Annotated in this window: 12 protein-coding genes; 6 read left to right on the top strand and 6 right to left on the bottom strand. The window is 64.6% G+C overall.

What is annotated here, in order from left to right:
* Nucleotides 1–66: 66 nt before the first annotated feature.
* Nucleotides 67–1,662 carry an ABC transporter substrate-binding protein gene (locus ACQR13_RS05325; RefSeq protein WP_434862637.1) on the top strand — a complete coding sequence of 532 codons (1,596 nt, stop codon included), beginning with the start codon at nt 67–69 and terminating at the stop codon, nt 1,660–1,662.
* A gap of 85 nt (nt 1,663–1,747) precedes the next feature.
* Here the strand turns inward: ACQR13_RS05325 and ACQR13_RS05320 are convergent, their stop codons facing one another.
* The 3 genes from ACQR13_RS05320 to ACQR13_RS05310 all read right to left on the bottom strand — a co-directional run bounded on the left by ACQR13_RS05320 (nt 1,748) and on the right by ACQR13_RS05310 (nt 11,930).
* Nucleotides 1,748–2,779: a hypothetical protein gene (locus ACQR13_RS05320; protein WP_316159349.1), complete on the bottom strand. Its 1,032-nt coding sequence runs from the start codon at nt 2,777–2,779 to the stop codon at nt 1,748–1,750.
* A 520-nt stretch (nt 2,780–3,299) separates the two neighbouring features.
* Nucleotides 3,300–5,525 carry a CHASE2 domain-containing protein gene (locus ACQR13_RS05315; protein WP_316169570.1) on the bottom strand — a complete coding sequence of 742 codons (2,226 nt, stop codon included), beginning with the start codon at nt 5,523–5,525 and terminating at the stop codon, nt 3,300–3,302.
* A 108-nt stretch (nt 5,526–5,633) separates the two neighbouring features.
* Nucleotides 5,634–11,930: an Npun_F0296 family exosortase-dependent surface protein gene (locus ACQR13_RS05310; protein WP_434862636.1), complete on the bottom strand. Its 6,297-nt coding sequence runs from the start codon at nt 11,928–11,930 to the stop codon at nt 5,634–5,636.
* Nucleotides 11,931–12,536: 606 nt separating this feature from the next.
* Between ACQR13_RS05310 and ACQR13_RS05305 the strand changes: the two genes are divergently transcribed.
* The 3 genes from ACQR13_RS05305 to ACQR13_RS05295 all read left to right on the top strand — a co-directional run bounded on the left by ACQR13_RS05305 (nt 12,537) and on the right by ACQR13_RS05295 (nt 15,767).
* Nucleotides 12,537–13,298 (top strand): transglutaminase-like cysteine peptidase, encoded by a 762-nt coding sequence (locus ACQR13_RS05305; RefSeq protein WP_434862635.1) that lies wholly within the window; start codon nt 12,537–12,539, stop codon nt 13,296–13,298.
* A gap of 196 nt (nt 13,299–13,494) precedes the next feature.
* Nucleotides 13,495–14,244: an ABC transporter ATP-binding protein gene (locus ACQR13_RS05300; protein WP_315812507.1), complete on the top strand. Its 750-nt coding sequence runs from the start codon at nt 13,495–13,497 to the stop codon at nt 14,242–14,244.
* Nucleotides 14,241–15,767 carry a permease gene (locus tag ACQR13_RS05295; RefSeq protein WP_316169572.1) on the top strand — a complete coding sequence of 509 codons (1,527 nt, stop codon included), beginning with the start codon at nt 14,241–14,243 and terminating at the stop codon, nt 15,765–15,767. Before ACQR13_RS05300 ends, ACQR13_RS05295 begins: the two co-directional genes overlap by 4 nt.
* A 5-nt stretch (nt 15,768–15,772) precedes the next feature.
* Here the strand turns inward: ACQR13_RS05295 and ACQR13_RS05290 are convergent, their stop codons facing one another.
* Nucleotides 15,773–16,678, bottom strand: a complete 906-nt coding sequence (locus tag ACQR13_RS05290; protein ID WP_434862634.1) for an alpha/beta fold hydrolase — start codon at nt 16,676–16,678, stop codon at nt 15,773–15,775.
* A 110-nt stretch (nt 16,679–16,788) separates the two neighbouring features.
* Between ACQR13_RS05290 and ACQR13_RS05285 the strand changes: the two genes are divergently transcribed.
* On the top strand, nt 16,789–17,607 hold the full coding sequence (locus ACQR13_RS05285) for an MBL fold metallo-hydrolase (protein WP_434862633.1): 819 nt from the start codon (nt 16,789–16,791) through the stop codon (nt 17,605–17,607).
* On the opposite strand, the gene ACQR13_RS05280 is transcribed toward ACQR13_RS05285, so the two are convergent.
* Complete coding sequence (locus ACQR13_RS05280) at nt 17,604–18,056, bottom strand: cupin domain-containing protein (RefSeq protein ID WP_316172711.1); 453 nt, start codon at nt 18,054–18,056, stop codon at nt 17,604–17,606. The genes ACQR13_RS05285 and ACQR13_RS05280 overlap by 4 nt on opposite strands.
* 327 nt (nt 18,057–18,383) lie before the next feature.
* Here ACQR13_RS05280 and ACQR13_RS05275 point away from each other — a divergent pair, with 327 nt between their 5' ends.
* Nucleotides 18,384–18,848 carry a DUF4399 domain-containing protein gene (locus ACQR13_RS05275; RefSeq protein ID WP_434862632.1) on the top strand — a complete coding sequence of 155 codons (465 nt, stop codon included), beginning with the start codon at nt 18,384–18,386 and terminating at the stop codon, nt 18,846–18,848.
* A gap of 87 nt (nt 18,849–18,935) precedes the next feature.
* Here the strand turns inward: ACQR13_RS05275 and ACQR13_RS05270 are convergent, their stop codons facing one another.
* Nucleotides 18,936–20,192, bottom strand: coding sequence for an aminopeptidase (locus ACQR13_RS05270; protein ID WP_315754977.1), 1,257 nt, complete (start codon nt 20,190–20,192; stop codon nt 18,936–18,938).
* Nucleotides 20,193–20,603 lie beyond the last annotated feature (411 nt).

The following is a 20,603-nucleotide window of genomic DNA, read 5'->3' as shown; positions in this document are numbered from 1 at the left end:
GCTTGGCACCCCGATTGCAGGTCTTGCGCGTCGAATTTGATCCGGTTTCAACGGAGCTTCATCTTCATGCGTATCCGATTCTCATTACTCGCCACTGCGCTCGCGCTCAGTCTTTCCGCGGTCGCGGCGCGGGCCGAAACGGTTCTGCGCTACGGCATCTCGATGGCGGACATTCCGCTGACGACGGGCCAGCCCGATCGCGGCGCCGGCGCCTATCAGTTTACCGGCTACACGATCTATGATCCGCTGGTGGCCTGGGACATGAGCATCGCCGACAGACCGGGCAAGCTCATTCCCGGCCTCGCCACCGAATGGAAGATCGACGAGGCCGACAAGACCAAATGGCGCTTCACCCTGCGCAAGGGGGTCAAGTTCCACGATGGCAGCGACTTCAATGCCGATGCGGTGATCTGGAATCTGGACAAGGTGCTCAACGATAAGGCACCGCAGTTCGACAAGCGGCAGAGCGCGCAGGTCAAAACACGCCTTCCCTCAGTCGCGAGCTACGCCAAGATCGACGACTCCACGATCGAGATCACGACCAAGACGGTCGACTCGTTCTTCCCGTATCAGATGCTGTGGTTCCTGATTTCGAGCCCGGCGCAATATGAGAAGCTCGGCAAGAATTGGGACAAGTTCGCCAGTCAGCCCTCCGGCACGGGACCATTCAAGCTGACCAGACTGGTGCCGCGCGAGCTCGCGGAGCTCACCAAGAATTCCGAATATTGGAACAAGGACCGGCTGCCGAAGACGGACAAGCTCGTGCTCGTGCCGATGCCGGAAGCGCTGACCCGCACCAACGCGCTGCTCGCCGGCCAGGTCGATCTGATCGAGACGCCGGCGCCGGACGCCGTGCCGCAGCTCAAGGCGGCCGGCATGAAGCTCGTCGACAACGTCACACCGCATGTCTGGAACTATCATCTCAGCGTGCTGCCGGGCTCGCCCTGGACCGACATCCGCCTGCGCAAGGCGCTCAATCTCGCGATCAATCGCGACGAAGTGGTCGGGCTGATGAACGGCCTCGCCAAGCCCGCCAAGGGCCAGGTCGACCCGTCGAGCCCGTGGTTCGGCAAGCCGAGCTTCGAGCTGAAATACGATCTCGCCACCGCCAAGAAGCTGGTCGAGGAAGCCGGCTATTCGCCAGCCAAGCCGCTGAAGACGACCTTCATCATCGCGCAGGGCGGCACCGGCCAGATGCTGTCGCTGCCGATGAACGAATATCTGCAGCAGAGCTTCAAGGAGATCGGCATCGACATCGACTTCAAGGTCGTCGAGTTGGAGACGCTGTACACGCATTGGCGCAAGGGCGCCGCCGACGAGATGAACGCCGGCATCACCGCCAACAACATCGCCTATGTCACATCGGACCCGCTCTACGCGATCGTCCGCTTCTTCGCCTCCGACCAGATCGCGCCCGTTGGCGTCAACTGGGGCGGCTACAAGAATCCCAAGGTCGATGCGCTGATTGCTGAAGCCAAGCAGACGTTCGATCCGGCCAAGCAGGACGAGTTGATCGCGCAGGCGCATGCGGCCGTGGTCGACGATGCGGTGCTGGTCTGGGTCGTGCACGACACCAACCCGCACGCGCTATCGCCGAAGGTCAAGAAGTTCGTGCAGGCGCAACACTGGTTCCAGGACCTGACGACGATCGGGGCGGAATAACTGACCGGGCCGGCTGCCGTCGCGCTCGCAAAGAAAGAAGCCCGGCGTTTTGCCGGGCTTCCTCTTCAGCACGATAGCCAGTATTTCATTTCCCGAAGGCGCCCGAGTCAAACTTGTAGGAGGCCTGGAGAAAGCCGCCGTACCGCTCGTAGCTGAAGGTCGTGGGCGACCCCGGGACTCCAGGAAATTGGGTGGTCCCACTGGTCGTCCGGGCGTACCAATAGCGGCCACCGACGCCGACGCTGAAATTTCTCGTCACGTCGTATGACACAATGCCCTCGAGTTGGTAGCCCCAGCCATTTCCAGATTGCGGAAGCGGATTGATGTCGGGGCGCAGCCAGTGATTGTCGAATCCGCTCAGCCGGACATAGGGCAGAACGGCGCCATCGAGGGTGACGTTCCAGTTCTGGCCGAGCTTGAAGACGCCGTTCAACCCCACACGGAGCGAATCCCAGTTCTCGGTCTTGCTGAGCACCAGCACGCCCCCCGCAACAGGATCGAGACCACAAATAAACGGATTGGTCGCGACCTGGGTACATCCGTATGCGTTGACGGTTTCGTAGAAATGGTTGTAGCCGACGAAGCCGCCGACCTTGAACGCCGGCCCCCTCCAGAAATTGTAGCCGGCGTCGATCGTGCCGTACCAAAGCCTGCCGCTGTTCACGCTGCTGTCCGTATTCGAGTACGGAATGACGGCCGGCGGGAAGTCTTCGTCGTTGAGCCTGCCGCTGAAGATGTTGCCACCGCCCGCAAAGCCCTTGGCGAAGAAACCCAAACTGTGATCGGCCCTGGCGAACCCCTCGCCGGCATGGCTGTTGAGATTCTTGTAGGTCAGCAGAGAATTGGTTTGGCCAGCGACGAAAGGATCGCCCAACGTGTAGCGGGTGCGGCCCGAACTGTAGAAATAGCGGGCGCCGACCTCGAACTCCCACAACGAGACCGGCGGAGGCGGCGCCTTGACCGGGAGATCCGCGGCCGACACCGCGCCCGCCCCGAGCACACAAGCCACAGCAGCAATGAGGCTGCCCGCAACTGGTAGAGTGAAACGCTTGATCGCACCCCGTGCCGGCCTGCCCTGCGTCAAACCGGCCGCACTCCCGTCCTCAGAAGACTGCATCGATGCCCCCCATCTGCATGCACTTTCTATCTTGAGTAGAAAAATGCTACAAGCACGCGCAGATTCATGCAATCGACGTCACATGACACAAGTTGCTTCTTATCCCGCTGTTGCAACCTCGCAACAAACGCGATGCGCTCGACGCCTGCTCGATTGCGCTATCCTTGTACCCGTCCCGCAGACTGGAGCGCGCTATCGTTCGGTCAAGCTCGTCATCCTGTCGCTCGCATTCATCGGCAAGCTCGCGGCGGTGGACGCCCAGACATCATCCAATGGGCCTGTAAACCCCTTCGTCCCATCGTCATCGAAGCAGGATGCGGGCAAGCTGCCGCGTGCCAAGCGAAGTCTCCCGCCACGGCATTCCACCCGCCCCGTCCCCGGCACGGATGAGCGCAGCAAGCGTTGCCCGCCCTATTCGGCTTATGTGGTCTGCAAATGATGAGCATACTCATCGCGCGGGCACCGGACCAAGCCAACGAGGCCGCCGCGACATGATGCGAACTCGGGAACGGACCACCGGCTACTTCGTCAGCAGTGCGTACGCCCCGTTCCAATCCTCGGGCGGCGGATTGACCTGGTAGTTGCGGATGCGTGCGTCATAGAGATCATAAAGCTTGGCCAAGTCTTGTCCCTGGTCGCTCTTGCGGCCGCGCTCGATCGCGGCCAGCGCCCCTTCCCAATCGCGGCTGCGATAGCTCGCCAGCATCTCGATGGTGAGGTTGCGGAGCAACTGGAAGCGCTCGGAGTACATCACGTCCTCGCGGCCGGCGATGGCGTAGATCACCTCCGGTTCGGTCTTACCCTTGACCATGATGAAGTCGAGCTCGAGAATCGCGAGCCGGTCCTTCACGGCCATCGCAGTCGCCGAGCCGACGATGATCGGAAAGCCGTACTCCTTGGTCTGGCCCTCCAGGCGCGACGCGAGGTTGACGCTGTCGCCAAGCGCCGAATAGTTGAACTTCAGGTCGGAGCCCATGTTGCCGACCACGCCGATGCCGGTGTTGAGGCCGATGCCGACCTTGAGCGGAATGTAGACGTGGCCGCCATGCTCGGCCTCCTGCTCGCGTTCGCCGTTCACCTGATCGATCCGCTCGAGCATGTCGAGCGCCGCCTCGCAGGCATTGATCTGATGATCCTTGTCGGCGAGCGGCGCGTTCCAGAACGCCATGATGGCGTCGCCCATGTATTTGTCGACATAGCCCTTGCGGGCGATGATGGCGTTGGTCAGCGGCGTGAGGAAGCGGTTCATCAGCTGCGTCAAGCCCTGCGGATCGTGCTTGTAGCTCTCCGAGATCGTGGTGAAGCCGCGCACGTCCGAGAACATCACCGTGATCTCGCGCTCCTCGCCGCCCAGCGTCGGCGGCGATTGGGCAAGCTGCTCGACCAGCACCGGCGACAGATATTGCCCGAACACCGAGCGCATCTGCCGGCGCTGATTCTGCTCGCGGACGAAATTGGCGAAGATCAGCGTCAGATAGATCGCCGTCGTCGACAGCATCGGATAGGTGAAGTCGATCAGGAGCCGGTGCTGGGTGTAGAAGTACCAAGACAGGCCAAGCAGCGCGCTCGCGAACACCGCTCCCACGATCACCAGCGTAATGGCGCCGAGCTGCGGAGCGAAGACGATGACGAGCAGCCCTAGCAGGAGCGCGCCAAAGAACTCGACCACGACGCCCCAATAAGGCCGCGCCAGGATCGACCCGGTGAGCACCGACTCCAGCACCTGGGCGTGCACCTCGACGCCCGGCATCGCCGAATAGACAGGTGTTGTCTTGATGTCATTCAGGCCAATCGCGGATGGCCCGATCAGGATCAGCTTCCTCGCGATCTTCTCCGGTGGTACGCGGCCCTCGAGCACGTCGATGGCGGAGACATAGATGGATGGGTCATGATTGGCGTAATGGACCCAGATCTTGCCGTTGCCGTCAGTCGGAATGTGAACGCTGCCCAGCCCGATGCTGGTGATACCGCCTGGATCGGCCTTGACCAGAACAGTGCCGGACCCGGTCAGGACCCGCAGCATTTCGAAGCTCAGCGCCAGCATCTTGATGTCCTGGGCTCGCATGACCATGGGCACCCGGCGGACGATGCCGTCGCGCTCCGGCTCGATCGTGAACAGGCCCCGGCCGGCCGCCGCATGCTCGATCAGCGGCACGTTGCGCAACAGCCCCGGGAACGGCTCCATGAAGGGGATGGGCTCCCCTACCATCGCAAATCCGGTCTCCGGCAGCGTCTTGTCGGGTTCGGCCCGCACGTCGCGGCTCGCCGTCTCGCCGAGGACGACGCGCGACCGGCGCAGGGAATCGGCGAGCACCTGATCGTTCGACGGCAGCGCCCTCAGCTTTTCGCGCGTCGCTTCGTCGAGGCTGGGAAAGGTCTCAGCTGCAATCGCGGGATTCAGCCGGTCCGGCTCGGCGAACACGACGTCGAAGGCGATGACAAGCGCGCCGAGCTGCGTCAGTTTGTCGACGATCTCGGCGATTCGCGTCCGCGGCCATGGCCACTGACCGAGCTTGGGGTCGGCGACACTCTTCTCATCGATGTCGACGATGGTGACCGGGCGCATCGTCTTGACCCGGGGGCTGAACGCCTGGAAGTTGTCGAAGGCGCGGAGGCGTAGCTCCTGCATCGGCGCGGGATCGGCAGCGCGCAGCGCCGCGAAGGCGACCAGCAGCACCAGGCACATCAGGCGCGCAAAGCCGAACTTGCGTGCGAACCATCGAGGAACTGCTCTCAATCGCTTCATGCAGCATCCGATATCACGCCGAGGCGGGCGATCCGAGGCGTCTGATCGTCTCCAAAGAGCGCTCGGCTTGGCAACGCCGGCGCCCGCATCGCAGACGGACGTGCGGGCTCAGACGAGGTGGAAACCGTCGTGATGCGCCTTGAATTGATCCAACGTCACCCCCTTGAGCGTGAGCGTATCATGCACCGCATCGGTGATGACGGTGTCGTGGCCGCCATTGGCCGACTGCGCGGCAGCGACCACCGCTTCGACGCTGGCAAACAGCGAACGATCGAGCTCGACGATGTCCTTGTTGAGATCGAAATCGCCGATCGTGGCGCTGCCGAAATGCGGGTTGAAGACGAAGGTGTCGTTGCCGTCCTTGCCGAAGATCGTCACGCCGCCGCCGACATTGACGAAATTGTCGTTCTGGTCCGTGCCGTTGATCGTCGATGCGCCGTTGCCGGCCAACGTGACGGTCAGCGCCTTGGTCGCAGTTCCGCCTCGGCCGTCGCTGACGTCCGCCTGATAGGTCACGGTCAGCGTGTCACCGGGATTGAGAAAATCCAGGTTCACATCGGCCGGATGATATGTCCAGTGCAGCACCTCGGAGCCGCCATCGGATATCGCGCGGTCGAAGGTGATCGCGTGGGCATCGGCCAGCGCCTGGACATGGGCGTTCGAGGGCAGGCTCGGCAAGCCATTGTATTTGATCACGCCGTTCTGGACCACCGAAGCGGTCAGCGTGTCGCCGACATCCCTGTCGAGCACCGTCAAGGTGCCGGACATGCCGCTCGTCAATTTCACCGGCTGATCGGCGATGAAGCCGGCCGAAACATTGTCGAGCTCGAACGCATTCTGGCTGCTGGCGAGCACCACCTTGTTGAACGGCGACAGGCCGAGAAACTCGACATAGCCGTTCGAGGCCAGCGACGCCTGCCCGCCATTGGCGAGCAGCGGCGCGACGTCGCTGCCCGTGTAGGACGCCACCAGCTTGTTGCCGTTGTAGAAGGAGATGCTGTTGTAGCTGTCGACCGAGCCCCAATACAGCCCGAAGCTGTTCTTGACGCTGTCGAAGGTGATGGTCTCCTGCGCGTGGCTGCCGACGCTGAGATAGTTGGTCTTGTCGGCGCCGTCGGCCATGTAGGGCGCCGCCGACACCGGGGAGGAGCCGTGCACGATTCCCGCATTGCCGCTGGCCGTGAAGGTTGCGTGCAGCGCCTCGCTGTAGAAGCTGCCGTGACCGCGCCCGTTGTCGGAGATCGAGCCCTCCGACACGCGATCGAACGTCTCGGTCGGCATGCCCTCGGCATTGGTCTTGGCGGTGCTCGCCAGCACGGTCGCCCGCTCGGCCAGGACGACGGTCTGCACGGTCGGATTGGTCTCGCCGGTGATGACGGGCGCGTCCTCGGCGCCATTGACCGTGATGGTCACGGGCACGTTCTGAACGCCGCCGTGGCCGTCGGCGATCTCGATTGTGTAGGTCAGCGTCACGTGCTGGCCGGCTCCGAGATAGTCGAACGCCTTGTCGCTGGCAGCGAAGCTCCAGGCCTGCGATCCCGCACCGTTGCCGGACTCGGTGAGCGCACCGAGTGACAGCCAGCTCTTGAGCACGGTCATGTCCGACGGCAAGCCGCCGTCGTTGCCCGAGGTCGCGACGTCGCCGATCACCTTCAGGACATGCGTGTCGGTGACATCCGCGTCCGTGAAGGTGATGGTGCCGCTCGCGGTGTCGGGCAGATCCGAGCCGGACTTGGCCGCACGCTCGGCGACGTCGGCCGCCTGCGCATCGCTCGTCACGACCGGCAGATCGTTGGTGCCAGTGATGGTGATCACAATGTCCGAGGCCACCATACGGCCCTGGTGATCATCGACCTGAACCGTGGTGGTCACCATAACGGTCTGGCCGGCGCCGAGAAAATCCAGCTTCCCGTCCGCAATGGCATAGGTCCAGTCGATCTTGCCATTGTTGGCGTTGCCGCCCTGGCTGAGCTGCAGGGCGTGTTCGAGCGCAGCGATCTGATCCGAGTTCAGCTGATTCGACAGATCGGTCTGCTGGTCAGACGCAGTCCAGGTCACGCTTTGCGTACCGATCGATGCGGTCGGCCGATCGGTCAGGTCGACATCGGCGAAATGAATGCTTCCGCTGGCGCTCTGCGGATCGGACGCGCCCGTCTGCGCTGCCGCTTCCGTGATCGCACCCGGCCGGCCGGCATCTGTGATCACCGGCGCAGTGTCATCAGCGATCAGGGTGATCAGAGTGCCACCATTCGCGTCTTTGCTACCGGCGAAATGCAAGTCGCTGAAATCGCCGACAAGTGTGAGGGCGATGCTGTGCCCTTGGCCATCGACGACGGTAAGCACGCCCGTGTCCGCATCGTAAGACGCCGTCGTGGCCTCCGTCCATTTGATCGTCTGCAGGTCGATCTTGTCGCCTACTCCGAGGCCGGCGAGTTTGGCGGAGAAGCTGGCGTCGTCGATGACGATCTCGCTGCTTCCCTTGCTGCTGAAGTCGATCGTCTGTTCGATATGGCCGTCGATCTTCAGGATGGCGTCGGCATCGACCTTGATCTGGCCGGAGCCTTGGACATCGCCAGTGATCTCGAACGTACCGCCCGTGATCTCGATCGTGCCGTCGTTGTAGATCGTTCCACTGAGGCCGCTCGTGCCGCTCGCCGTGATCGTGCCATGGACATGCAGCTCACCATCGCCGCTCACCTTGGTGTCGGCGAGATCGAGGTAAGCGCCGAGATCGACGGTGAAGACGTGGAGATTCTCGACGTCTACCCCGCTCAGCGTCACGTGACCGGCGATCTCCAGCGTGCCCGCGATCTGGATCTTCAAGGTGCCGCCCGTGAGCGTCGTGCTCCCGTCGAGCACCAGCGTCGACGGGACCGGCATCTCACCATCCTCATCGATGATGATCTGACCGTCCGTGTTATCGATGGTGACATTGTCGAACGTGGTCGCCACCGCAGTCTCGACATGCACGATGCCGTGGTTGACGAGATCGCCGCCGGTGATCGTGCTGCTCTCGATCACTAGCACCGCGCCGTCGTCCACCTGGACTGTGCCGGAATTGTCGACGGTGACACCGGCCAGGGTCGCGGTCTCGTCTGCAGCGACCTCGAGCGTCGAGCCGTCGCCGATCGTGATGCCGACGTCGGTCAACGACGCGCCGCCCTGAACGGTCAGGATCGCCGTCATTTCCGCAAGCGGACCGGTCTCGCCGATCAGCAGTTCTCCGCCAGCGACGGCGCTGCCGTCGATCGTGCTGTCGCCGTCGACGGAGATCGTCCCATGGCTGGTGATAGCGCCGCCGGCGATGCTCGTGCCGCTCAGAGAGAGAGCACCAGCCAGCGCAATGGTGATCGCGGCGGCGTTCGCATTGGTGATCGTCTCGTCCTCGAACGCATTGCCGCTGCCGGACACGGCGATCGTGTCGAAATTGTCGAGCGTCCCGCCGATCAGCGCGGCGTGGCCGATCAGGGCCACCGCTCCGCCGGACTCGTTGATCAGCGTGCCGCCGCTGACGCGCGCCTGTGACAGGGTCAGCGTTCCGGCGTCTTCGACCGTGATCGTACCATCGGTATTGTCGATGCTGGTGTCGTTGGCGAGCGCGAGCGCGCCACCCGCCTTGATGTCGATCAGGCCGACGTTCGTGACGATCTCGTTCGAGATGGCATTTCCGGCGCCAGACACATCGACCGCGCCGAAATTGGTCAGCTGGCCATTGCTGATGTCGGCTCCGCCTTTCAGGACGAGCAGACCGTTGGCTTGCGGCGGCGTTTGCCCGTCGTTCTCCAGCGTGCCAAAATTCTGAACGATCGGCATTCCCTGGATCAGAATGGTGCCGCCATCGATGCTGCCACCCTCCAGGGTCAGCGTCGCGCCCTGGTCGACCTGGATGAGGCCGGAGGAGTCCTCACCGCCGTTGGTGACGTCGCCGTGCACGGTCAGCGTACCGCCGGACAGCTCGATCGTTCCGGTGTTGAAGATGCCGGCGCTCGCCCCGAACACGCCGCCACCAGCCAGCAGCACGGTGCCGGCATTGTGAAACTCGCTTTGCTCGAGGATCTGCACCGAGCCGCCGACGGTGATCGTCGCACCCGAGAAGTTGTAGATGAGCGAGTCGGCCTTGGCCGTCAGCGCGCCGCTGATCGTCAGCGTGCCGTTATTGTCGAGCTCCGGAACGGCGCCGCCGCCGAAATCATTCAGCGTGACCGATTTGGCATAGGCGTAGGCGTCGTCATCGATCGTCACCGGAAAGGCCGGCGTCAGGCCGTGCAGCTGATCGGTGATGATGATGACGTCATCATCGGCGGTCGGAGCCAGACCGGTTGCCCAGTTCGCGCCGTCGCTCCACAGATGAACCTGCCCCCCGCTGCTCTCGCCAGGCTGCGTCGTGGCGATCCAGACCACCGCCGGATCGTCGGTGCCGGTGATCGTCACCGTGACCGTCTGCGTCGATGTCGCGCCTTGCGAGTCCGTCACGGTCACGGTGTAGGTGAGCGTCAGCGTCTGGCCTGCGGGAATGAAATCCGCGACATAGACCGGCAGGTTGGCGAAGCTCCAATTGATCTTGCCGGTGCCGCTTCCGGTGCTGTCGGAGGCCAGAGACGCAGTCAGGGCCTGTTCGAACAGCGCGAACGGGGCCGGCGGAATGCTGCCGCCGCCCTCCAAAACCGCGCTGGTCAGCTTCGCCGAGACGGTATGGCTGTCCGTGAGATCAACGTCCGTGAAGGTCAGCGTGCCTGAGGTCGGATCGTCCGATGTCAGCGGGCCGCCGGGCACGCTGGTGCCGCCCTCGAACGCGATGGTCTGGACGCTCGCGACGATCTCGGGCTTGTCGTTGGTCCCCGTCACGGTGATCGTGATCGGGACCAGAGCGAATTCGTTGGACGGCGCAAAGTTGTTGTCGACGCGGACGATGTAAGTCAGCGTCAGCGTTTCACCTGCCGCCAAAAAATCGAAATACTTGTCGGGAACGCTGTAGGTCAGCGTCGCCGTGCCGAAATTCTTGTTGTTCGGATCGGGCGTGACCGTGATCTTCACCGCGGTCGCCAGGACGTCCTGCAATTGTAGGGCATTCAACGAGGCCGTGACGTCGGCCTGCTGCGCGCTCTTATAGGCGTAGGAACTGAAACTGACGGACACCGTCGGCCGGTCGATGCCATTGACGTCGACGAAATTGACGCGACTGAGCACGGCGTCGAGATCGGCGCCGTTCCCGGTCTGACCGGCGCGCTCCATAATTCCGAAAGCCGTCGTCAGCCGGCCGCCGGTATCGAGAATCCTGACTTCCGGCGGACCCGGGATGTGCGACAGCTGCTCGCCGGTCTGGCCAGTCCCGGTCGTCGCGCCGGTGTCGTCGACCACGCGGATGATCGGCGTCGCGCTGGTGCCATTGGGCAAGGTCAGCGGCGTCAGCGTCTGCGGCACCCCGATGTCGGTGAAATGGGTCGTCGACTTCGGATTGCTGTTGTCGGTGAACTTCAGCGTGAAGACGTCATTGATGAGCTTCTGGATGTCCGGCGTGAGCGGGACAGCGCTCTGATTCACGATTCCGTTGCTGATCTGGATCTGCTGTCCGGCCTGATTCACCACAGCGATCGGCTGCAGCGTCGTCTTGTCGAACAGAACGTAGGAGCCGGTGTGGCCATCGGGCTCGACCAGCACCTGGAACTTGGCATCGGGCAGACTGCCCTGCCCCGGCACCGTGAAGTCGATCTCGACCAGCACGGCCGTGCCGCGAATGCCCATGGTCGCCACGGGCGTGTCGACCTTCATGTCGCCATGCTTGGCGGTCTCGCCGGCCACGAACGAGATCGTGCCGGCGACGAGGCTGATCAGCGAGGAATTGTTCGACCCGTTGGGGTCGTACACCATTTCATTCAGCACCATCCGCGCATTCGACGACAGGCCGAACACGGTGCCGTCGATGAAGGTGATGCCGAGCGTCGAATCCGAGCCGGACTGGACGACGTCGCCCTTCTCGACGTTGTCGCCGTTGTGAAGGAGGATCGAAACGCCGTTGCGGATGACCGTCGCGGTGCCCTGCAGCTTGGTCACATGGCCGATGACCTTGCTCACGCTCGCGGCCGCCCCGGCCTGGCTGACCTGCACCGCGCCGGAGAGCGCGTTGACGAGGTCGCCGTTCAGATGCGCGCCGTCCGGCGAGGCCAGCGGCGCGCGTTTCTCGCCCTTGAAATAGTCCGGCAGCACCATCTCGCGTCCGTCGGACGACAGGATCAGGTCGAGACCAGACCGCTTGAAATCGGCATTGAACAGAAAATGCGCGTCCGGAACGACGATCGCGTCGGTCGGCGCATGGGCATGCGGCGTCTCCAGCCGCACGTGACCGTGCGAAGAGGCGCCCCGGCCTTCGGAGAAAAGCGCGGCGTCAAAATTGCCAGCGTAATTCAAGGGGCCACCGACTATGGTTAATGAATACATAAGAATGAGTGTTCAAGGCGTGCATATCACTGGCAAGTGTCTGGCGGAACCACCTTCAGCTTGTGCTTCAGGTGGCCAAAAACGGCGGCTTCCGCGGGATCGCTACGATGTTGTCGAGTTTCTGCCCTCTTTAAAGCTGACCCCGGCCGAGACCTGCCAAGTCAAAATTCACGTCGCTTCAGAAAATCAAAGTAATTCTAAGTATTCATAGGCCATCCAATACCTTTGCCGACATCAACATCCGCACCGGCTTACCCCTGACAACGGATTTCAAGTGGAGGACTGCGGGTGGGAGAACAAGAATCGACGAATTGCATCAATTTGGCAGGAGCTGCGGATGGGTTCGAAGCACAACTTCACCGCGAACCCTCCAGACCTTCGCGACCATCGTTCAGCTTTCGCTAGGATTTGTCGCATCGGAGCAACACAACGTTCAGCGTAAATCCTGCGATTTGGTCGCCGGATTGCCGGTTTTAAGCAGAGGCCAAGCCTTCGCACCCATGCTGACCCCCAACAAGCATCCGGTTCCGTCAGGCGCTGCGTCGCGCCGGCCGAGATCCGGGCACGGGGCGTCACATGAATTTTCTCGCGCTGATGCGCGCATCGCTGGCGGTCGCGGCCGCCAGCGCCGCCATATGGATCGGCAGCCCAGCGGGCGCCGGTCCTGTCGCGCAGCCATTGGGGTTCGCAACCGCCATCGAGGATACGGCCGAGCCATTCGGCCTGCCGCGGGTCGGCCTGGAAGCAGGCCCGTTGCGCGACAAATGGTTGGCGCTCGCGCGCAAGCTCGAAGACGAGCGCGTGCAGCTTGCGCTGTGCGATGGCGACCGCGAGCGCTGCGTCTCCCCTGCCGCCCTCAGCCTGCTGGCGATCATCGATCAGGGCCGTCTCCGGGCGGGACGGGCAAGGCTCGGCGAGATCAATCGGGCGGTCAATCTGGCCATCCGGCCGGCCAGTGATCTCGCTCAATATGGCCAGGTGGACGTGTGGGCCTCCCCTCTCGCTACCTTCGAACGCCGTGCCGGCGATTGTGAGGACTACGCGATCGCCAAGCTCGTCGCGCTTCGGATGGCCGGCGTTGCCATCGACGATCTGCGGATCGTGATCCTGCACGATGTCGTCCGGGACGAGGATCACGCCGTCGCGGCGGCGCGCCTCGACGGGCATTGGCTGATGCTCGACAATCAGCGGATGGCGATGATCCAGGACAGCGATGCGCGGCAGGTGCGGCCGTTGTTCGTGATCGACGAGATCGGCATCTCCCGGTATCAGGCCTTGCCCCTGATGGCGGAGGTCCGGGCGCTGTCGCCTGAGGGGACGGCTTCCGTGAACTATTGACGATCGCGCATCGTTGCCGCGTGCCCACAACTTGAGACGTGGCCGGGAGTTCACGGGACGAGGACGGCAGGAATGCGGCCAGTGCGCCGACGGAACCGGCCGGCACCGAAGGACATGATGCTGCGGCTCGTTCACCGCGCCGCAACGAGTTGCATCCACATTGCAGACGCGAACCGAACGAGGCGATAGTGCCGTCATGACCCCAGGCAGCCCCGCCCTCGCCGTGCGAGGACTGACGAAATGTTTCGAGCGGCCGGCGGTCGATGCGCTCGACCTCGTGGTGCGCTCGGGTGAATTCTATGCACTGGTCGGCCCGAACGGCGCCGGCAAGACGACGACGCTGCGCATGGTCGCGGGCCTGCTGCGGCCGGATGCCGGGCGGATCGAGATCTTCGGCATCGATGCACTGCGCGACCCGATCGCCGCCAAGCAGGTGATGGCCTGGGTCTCGGACGAGCCCATGATCTACGACAAGCTCACGCCGCTCGAATATCTCGAGTTCGTCGCCGGACTGTGGGGCATCGATCCGGCGACCTCGAGTAACGCGGCAACCGAACTTCTGGTCTCGCTCGGGCTGGAGCCGCATCTGCACGAGCGCTGCGAAGGCTTTTCCAAGGGCATGCGCCAGAAGGTCGCGCTCGCCGGCGCGCTGATCCACGACCCGCGGCTGATCATCCTGGACGAGCCGCTGACGGGCCTGGACGCGGTGTCGGCGCGGCACGTCAAGGGCCTGCTCGCCGAGCGCGTCCGCCGCGGCGGCACGGTGATCATGACCACGCACATTCTCGAAGTCGCCGAGCGCATGGCCGACCGGATCGGCGTGATCGCCGCCGGGCGCGTCGTCGCCGAAGGCACTCTGGCCGAGCTGCGCCAGCAGAACGGTCGCACCGACACCAGCCTGGAGGAGTTGTTCATCGCACTGGTCGACGTCGAGTCCGCGGCATGACGCGGGCGGCGACGCTCGCCTGGTTCGCCCGTCACGAGCTCCGGCTCGCCTGGCGGGAATGGCTCGGCATGATCACGGCCGGCAGGCGCCGCCGCACGCGGGCCGCCATCATCGGTCTCGTGCTGTTCGGCGCCCTCATGCATCTGCCGGCCTGGGTCGTGGTCGGTCGCTACGCCGATCTCGAGCTGCCGCTCGACAAGACCGCGCTGATCGTCATCACCGCGACCATCATGCTGTCCTGGGCGCTGATGCTGTCGCAGGCGATCGAATCCGTCACACGCGTGTTCTACGCCCGTGCCGACCTCGATCTCATCATGTCGTCGCCGGTGCGGCTGGCCGAGATCTTCTCCGTCCGGATCGCGGCGATCGCGCTCTCCGTGACCAGCATGGCGCTGCTGCTCGCGACCCCCTTCGTCGACGTGCTGCTGATCGAGGGTGGCACGCGCTGGCTCGCGGCGTTCGTCGTGGTCGCGGCCGTCGGCCTGTCGGCGGCCGCGGTCGCCATTGCCATCACGATCGTCCTGTTCCGCCTCATTGGTCCGGCGCGAACGCGGCTGGTCGCCCAGATCCTGGCGGCCGTGATCGGCGCCGGCTTCGTCATCGTGCTGCAGATCGCGGCGATCGTGTCCTATGGCACGCTGTCGCGCTTCGCCATCCTCACCTCGGATGCCGCGGCCGCCATCGCGCCCGATCCCGACAGTCTTGTTTGGCTGCCGGCTCGAGCGGCGCTCGGCGACGGCCAGGCGCTGCTGATTCTGCTGGCAGCCGGACTGTTGTTGCTCGGCGTCGTCATGATGGTGTTCTCGCCGCGCTTCGCCGACACCGCGATCAGCGCCGCGGCCCAGGGCATCTCCAGCCGCGCCGGCGCACGCCTCAGGTCGTTTCGGGGCGGCTCGCGGCAGCAGTCGCTGCGGCGCAAGGAGTTCATGCTGCTGCGGCGCGATCCCTGGCTGATCTCGCAGACGCTGATGCAATTGCTCTATCTGGTGCCTCCGGCGCTGCTGCTGTGGCGCAGCTACTCCGACAGCTCGCAGGCGGTGTTCCTGATCACGCCGGTCGTCGTGATGGCGGCGGGCCAGCTCGCGGGCGGCCTCGCCTGGCTCACCATCTCCGGCGAGGACGCGCCCGAGCTGGTGGCGACGGCGCCGCTGCCGGCGACGCGCATCGTGCGCGCCAAGGTCGAGGTCGTGCTGATCACGATCGCGATGATCTTCGCTCCGCTCGTGCTTGCGCTCGGTTGGGGCGCACCGGCGCAGGCGGTGGTCACAGCCGTTGCCGTTCTGGTCGCGACCGTCTCCTCCACGGCCATCCAGCTCTGGTTCCGGATCCAGGCGCGTCGCAGCCAGTTTCGCCGCCGCCAGACCTCGTCGCGGCTGGCGACCTTTGCCGAGGCGTTCTCCTCGATCGGCTGGGCGGCGACCGCGGCGCTGGCGCTCGCGCTGCCCGAGGCCGCCATCGTCTGCGGCCTGATGACCGCGGGCCTGTTGCTCGCGGCCTGGAAGCTGAGCCCGGCGCGGGCCTGAAGCGTTCAGCGCAGCAGCTCCGTCACGGCGGCGGCGAACGCCTCCGGCTCTTCCTGCGGCAAATTGTGGCCGGCCCGCGCGATCACGCGATGGCCGATCCGGTTGCCGAACTTCGCAGCATGCGCCTGGCCGTCCGTCGCCGGGATCACGCCGTCGGCGTCGCCATCGAGCGTGATCGTAGGCACGGTGATGACGGGCAGGGTCGCCAATCGCCGCTCCAGCTCCTGATAGCGCGGATCCCCATCGGCCAGCCCGTAGCGATGCCGATAGCTGTGGATCACGACATCGACGTGATCGGGATTGTCGAACGCGTCCGCCGCGCGCGCGAAGGTCGCATCGTCGAAGCGCCAGTGCGGCGACCATTGCTGCCACAGCAGCCGTGCGATGTCGGCGCGGTGGGCGGCGAGCCCGGCGCGGCCGCGCTCGGTCTGGAAGTACCACTGATACCAGAACGCGAACTCGCGCGGCACCGGCGCCGGCTCCAATGCCCGCGCGATGTCCTGGATCAGATAGCCGTTCACGGAGACCAGGCCCGTGCAGCGCTCGGGCCACAGCGTCGCGCCGACGCAGGCGGCCCTGCCACCCCAATCATAGCCGGCGAACACGGCGCGCGGGATCGCCAGCGCATCCATCAGCGCGACCAGATCGGCGCCGACCGCGGCCTGCTGGCCCGAGCGCGGCGTCGATGCGTTGCGGAAACGAGTGGGTCCATAGCCGCGCAGATAGGGCACGATGACGCGGCAGCCCTGCGCGGCGAGGCGCGGCGCGACCTCGACATAGGAGTGGATATCGTAGGGATAGCCGTGCAGCAGGATGACGACGGGGCCATCGGCCGGCCCGCTCTCGACATAGGCAATGCGGAGCACGCCTGCGTCGATCTCCCGCAACGGCTGCAACACCCGATCCGTCATGCCATCTCTCCACGTCGTCGCGCCGCGCTCTCGAGCCGGGCGTTGCGCCGAGGATAGTTCTGATCCGGATTCCCCGCTACACTCACACGCGCTGTCGAAGGGGAACTGCCATGCTGCGCTCGCTGGTCTCGCTGCTTGCCGTCCTGGTCGCGTTCGCATCGCCCGCTCTGGCGCAATCGGGGCCGCGCACCAGCGAGTGCCTGGCGATGGCCGGCGACCAACCGCGCGCGATGCCGGTCAGCCTGCGCCGGACGGCGTCTGCCGGCAACGAGGTGACGATCACCTATGCCGGCCACTCGACCTACTTCATCGACACGCCGATGGGCATCCGCATCGCGACCGACTACAGCGGCGCCTATCAGGTCGGACGGCTGCCCGACGTGATCACCATGAACCGCGCGCATTCGACGCACTACACGCTGGCCCCCGATCCGCGCATCCCGCATGTGCTGCGCGGCTGGGGCGACGACGGCAAGCCGGCCCAGATCTTCGAGCGAATCGGCGACGTGCTGATCCGCAACATCACCACCGACATCCGCCGCTATTTCGGAGATTCCATCGGCATCGACATGATCAAGGACGGCAACTCGATCTTCATCTTCGAGGTCGCCGGCCTGTGCATCGGCCATCTCGGCCACCTGCACGTCAAGCTCGACGAGACGCATTTCGCCGCGATCGGCCGGCTCGACGTGGTGATGGTGCCGATCGACGGCACCTACACGATGTCGCTCGACGGCATCTCGGAGATCACCAAGCGTCTGCGCGCCTCGGTGGTGCTGCCGATGCACCGCTTCGCGACGCCGCTCGACGAGTTCATGCGCAAGATCGGCCAGCAGTTCGAGATCGACCGCCGCGCCGAGCGCACCTTGAAGATGTCGCGCGAGCTGCTGCCACAGGTCCCGACCGTGATCATCCTCGACGGCGTCTAGGCGCCCGCAAGGCTGGTGCCGCGGCGGCCTTCCGGCGTCAGGAACATGCGCTTGAGCTTGTTGATGATCCGCACCGCGAGGCCGAGCACGTAGGGCTGCGTCTTCAGGCAGAAAGCGAGCTTCTTGACGTGGCCCTCGACATGCCATTTGGCATGCGCGCCGTCGCGGAAGAAGATCACGTCGCCCGGCCCGTAGCGCTTCGCCGGCATGCCCTCGCTCTCCAGCGTGATCGCGCCTTCGAGGATCAGGATGGTCTCGTCGAAATCGTAGTACCAGTTGAACTTGCCCTCGGTGCAGTGCCAGACGATGGTCGAGCCCAGCCCGTCGCTGCTGCGCGCGATGGTGCAGGAGGTCGCGGTCGGATTGCCCTCGATGATCCAGGACGGCTCGATCGGAGCGGGCGCCAGGTCGACGGCGAGATTGGCGGTTTCGATCAAGGACGGAGACATCTTGGACCTCAAATGCATGGGACTGAAATGACCGGGCGAACGCCGGCACGAGCCTGCGACCGTAGCCGATTGCACCTAATGGCTGCTTTCCGCGATCGTTAAGATTTGAACAGACCACCGCGACCAGCCGTCGCATCACAAACACGCAAGCGCTATAAACTTCACGCGAACGCCGCAATTTGTTCGCGGCCTCGCCAAACCTGCTGATCTACTGTTTGCTCGCACTGCAAGATGCGGACAGGCGCCCCTCCGGTCGCCCTGCCTATCCTGCGCCGTGCCGTCACCTTTAAAGATTTTCCGCCTTCGCAGAGATAAGGATTTCCCAGGATGCGCCGACTGAGCCTCGCACTCGCCCTCACGCTGTCCGCCGCCGCCCTTGCAACCAGCAGTCTCGTCATGGCGGGCGAAACGCCCGCCCCCGAAAACGCCAAGGCCTACTTCATCAACCTGAAGGACGGCGACACCGTCTCCTCGCCGGTCCTGATCCGCTTCGGCCTGTCCGGCATGGGCGTCGCGCCGTCCGGCACCGAGGCTCCCAACACCGGGCACCACCACCTGCTGATCGACGCGCCCACGCTCGAGGGCGACGCACTCAACGAGGCGATCCCGGTCGATGCCGGCCACGTGCATTTCGGCAAGGGCCAGACTGAAGCCTCGGTCAATCTCACGCCGGGCAAGCACACCTTGCAGCTCGTGCTCGGCGACTGGAGCCACATCCCCCACAACAAGCCGGTGATGTCGGAGCGGATCACGATCGACGTGCAGGCCACCACCGGCAGCGCCAAGCAGTAGGCAGGTTCGATCGACGACGACACCGCCGCGAGCATCGCTCGCGGCTCGCTTCGGGCCGGTGCACGCGTGGCGCCGGCCCGTCATGCGTCAGGCCCACTCGCCCTTGCGGAACACCGGGACGCGGCGGCCATCTTCATGGAGGCCGTCGATGTCGGTGTCGGCCGCGCCGATCATCCAGTCGATGTGGATCAGGCTCTGGTTGCCGCCCTGGGCGGCGATCTGCTGCGGCGACAGCGACGTGCCGTTGACGAAGCATTTGGAGTAGCACTGGCCGAGCGCGATGTGCGAGGCCGCGTTCTCGTCGAACAGCGTGTTGTAGAACAACAGGCCGCTCTTGGAGATCGGCGAGGAGTGCGGCACCAGCGCGACTTCGCCGAGCCGGCGCGCGCCCTCGTCGGTGTCGAGCACTTTGTTCAGCACCTCCTCGCCCTTCGAGGCCTTGGCCTCGACGATGCGGCCCTCCTCGAACTTCACCTGGATGTTGTCGATCAGCGTGCCCTGATAGGACAGCGGCTTGGAGCTGACGACGTGGCCCGACACGCGACGGCAATGCGGCGTCGTGAACACTTCCTCGGTCGGGATGTTGGCGTTGCAGGTGATGCCGTTCTTGGCGGTCGAGGCGCCGCCCTCCCATTCATGGCCGTCGGCGAGACCGATCGTCAGGTCCATGCCGGGTCCGGTGTAATGCAGCGCGCTGAAGCGCTGGCCGTTGAGCCATTCGGTGCGCTCGCGCAGCACCGCGTTGTGGCGCTCCCAGGCGGACACGGCATCCTCGCGGTCGACACGCGACGCTGCGAAGATCGCGTCCGCGAGCTTCGCCACCGCGACCTCCTCCGGCACGTCCGGGAAAACCAGCTTGGCCCAGGACGGGCTCGGATAGGCGATGATGTTCCAGTTGGTCTCGAAATTGGTGATCTTTTCCAGCGCCGGCTGATAGGCCTTGGAGTTGGCCTTGCTGGCGCGCGCCACCTTGGCCGGATCCTGGCCGGACAGCAGCATCGGATTGTCGCCGACGATGGCGAGCCGCGCGGTGTTCTCCGAGAACGCCTTGGCCATGCCCTGATAGAGCCAGTCGGCGGCGCGATCGAAGCTGTTGTCACGGCCAAAACGGTAGCGCGCCAACGTCAGTTCCTCGTCGGAGAAGAACGAGGTCACGATCCCAGCGCCCGCCTTGTAGGCGTGTTCGGCGACCTTGCGCGCCAGCGGCAGCGCCATCGAGGGCGCAGTCAGCAGCAGATCCTGACCCGGCTGCAATTGCAGGCCCACCTTCACCGCCACCTCGGCCAGGCGGTCGAGCTTCACGGGATCGATGGCGGTATCGAAGCTGCTGAAATGTGCGGTCATCAGGGGATCCAGTTCCGTTTCTTTGCGGTGTTGAAGAGATAGGCCAATCGATGGGGCGGTCAATGGCGAAGGGGAGACGGCTCCTGCATCGCCTCTCCGCCCTCGTCGCCGTGCAGGGCGTGGCCCGGACAACTGCCGTGAAGGTGTTCGGAAACATAGCCGACACCTCAAAACGGGCCCTATGGATCCGCATCAGTCGCTCTCCAAAGCTAAGCCGCGAGCTCGGTGCCCGCCCTCCCCTGGAGGGGGAGGGTCGCCTCGTGGTGAGCGAAGCGAAACGTGAGCCGGGGTGGGGTGATCTCTCCACGTGCACAAGCGCTCGCGGAGAGATCACCCCACCCCGCTCGCCCGCTTCGCGGGCGACCGACCCTCCCCCTCCAGGGGAGGGTGGGCACCGAGCCATTGGCGCCG

The organism is Bradyrhizobium sp. HKCCYLRH3059 (genome assembly GCF_051168035.1).
Taxonomy (GTDB): Bacteria; Pseudomonadota; Alphaproteobacteria; order Rhizobiales; family Xanthobacteraceae; genus Bradyrhizobium.
Note: the sequence above shows the minus strand (reverse complement) of the source record. Positions and strands in the feature narration are given on the sequence as shown.

Coding starts and splice junctions, on each gene's coding strand:
- ACQR13_RS05325 (WP_434862637.1), top strand. CDS start 67: ATGCGTATCCGATTCTCATTACTCGCCACTGCGCTCGCGCTCAGTCTT.
- ACQR13_RS05320 (WP_316159349.1), bottom strand. CDS start 2,779: ATGCAGTCTTCTGAGGACGGGAGTGCGGCCGGTTTGACGCAGGGCAGG.
- ACQR13_RS05315 (WP_316169570.1), bottom strand. CDS start 5,525: ATGAAGCGATTGAGAGCAGTTCCTCGATGGTTCGCACGCAAGTTCGGC.
- ACQR13_RS05305 (WP_434862635.1), top strand. CDS start 12,537: ATGAATTTTCTCGCGCTGATGCGCGCATCGCTGGCGGTCGCGGCCGCC.
- ACQR13_RS05300 (WP_315812507.1), top strand. CDS start 13,495: ATGACCCCAGGCAGCCCCGCCCTCGCCGTGCGAGGACTGACGAAATGT.
- ACQR13_RS05295 (WP_316169572.1), top strand. CDS start 14,241: ATGACGCGGGCGGCGACGCTCGCCTGGTTCGCCCGTCACGAGCTCCGG.
- ACQR13_RS05290 (WP_434862634.1), bottom strand. CDS start 16,678: ATGACGGATCGGGTGTTGCAGCCGTTGCGGGAGATCGACGCAGGCGTG.
- ACQR13_RS05285 (WP_434862633.1), top strand. CDS start 16,789: ATGCTGCGCTCGCTGGTCTCGCTGCTTGCCGTCCTGGTCGCGTTCGCA.
- ACQR13_RS05280 (WP_316172711.1), bottom strand. CDS start 18,056: ATGTCTCCGTCCTTGATCGAAACCGCCAATCTCGCCGTCGACCTGGCG.
- ACQR13_RS05275 (WP_434862632.1), top strand. CDS start 18,384: ATGCGCCGACTGAGCCTCGCACTCGCCCTCACGCTGTCCGCCGCCGCC.
- ACQR13_RS05270 (WP_315754977.1), bottom strand. CDS start 20,192: ATGACCGCACATTTCAGCAGCTTCGATACCGCCATCGATCCCGTGAAG.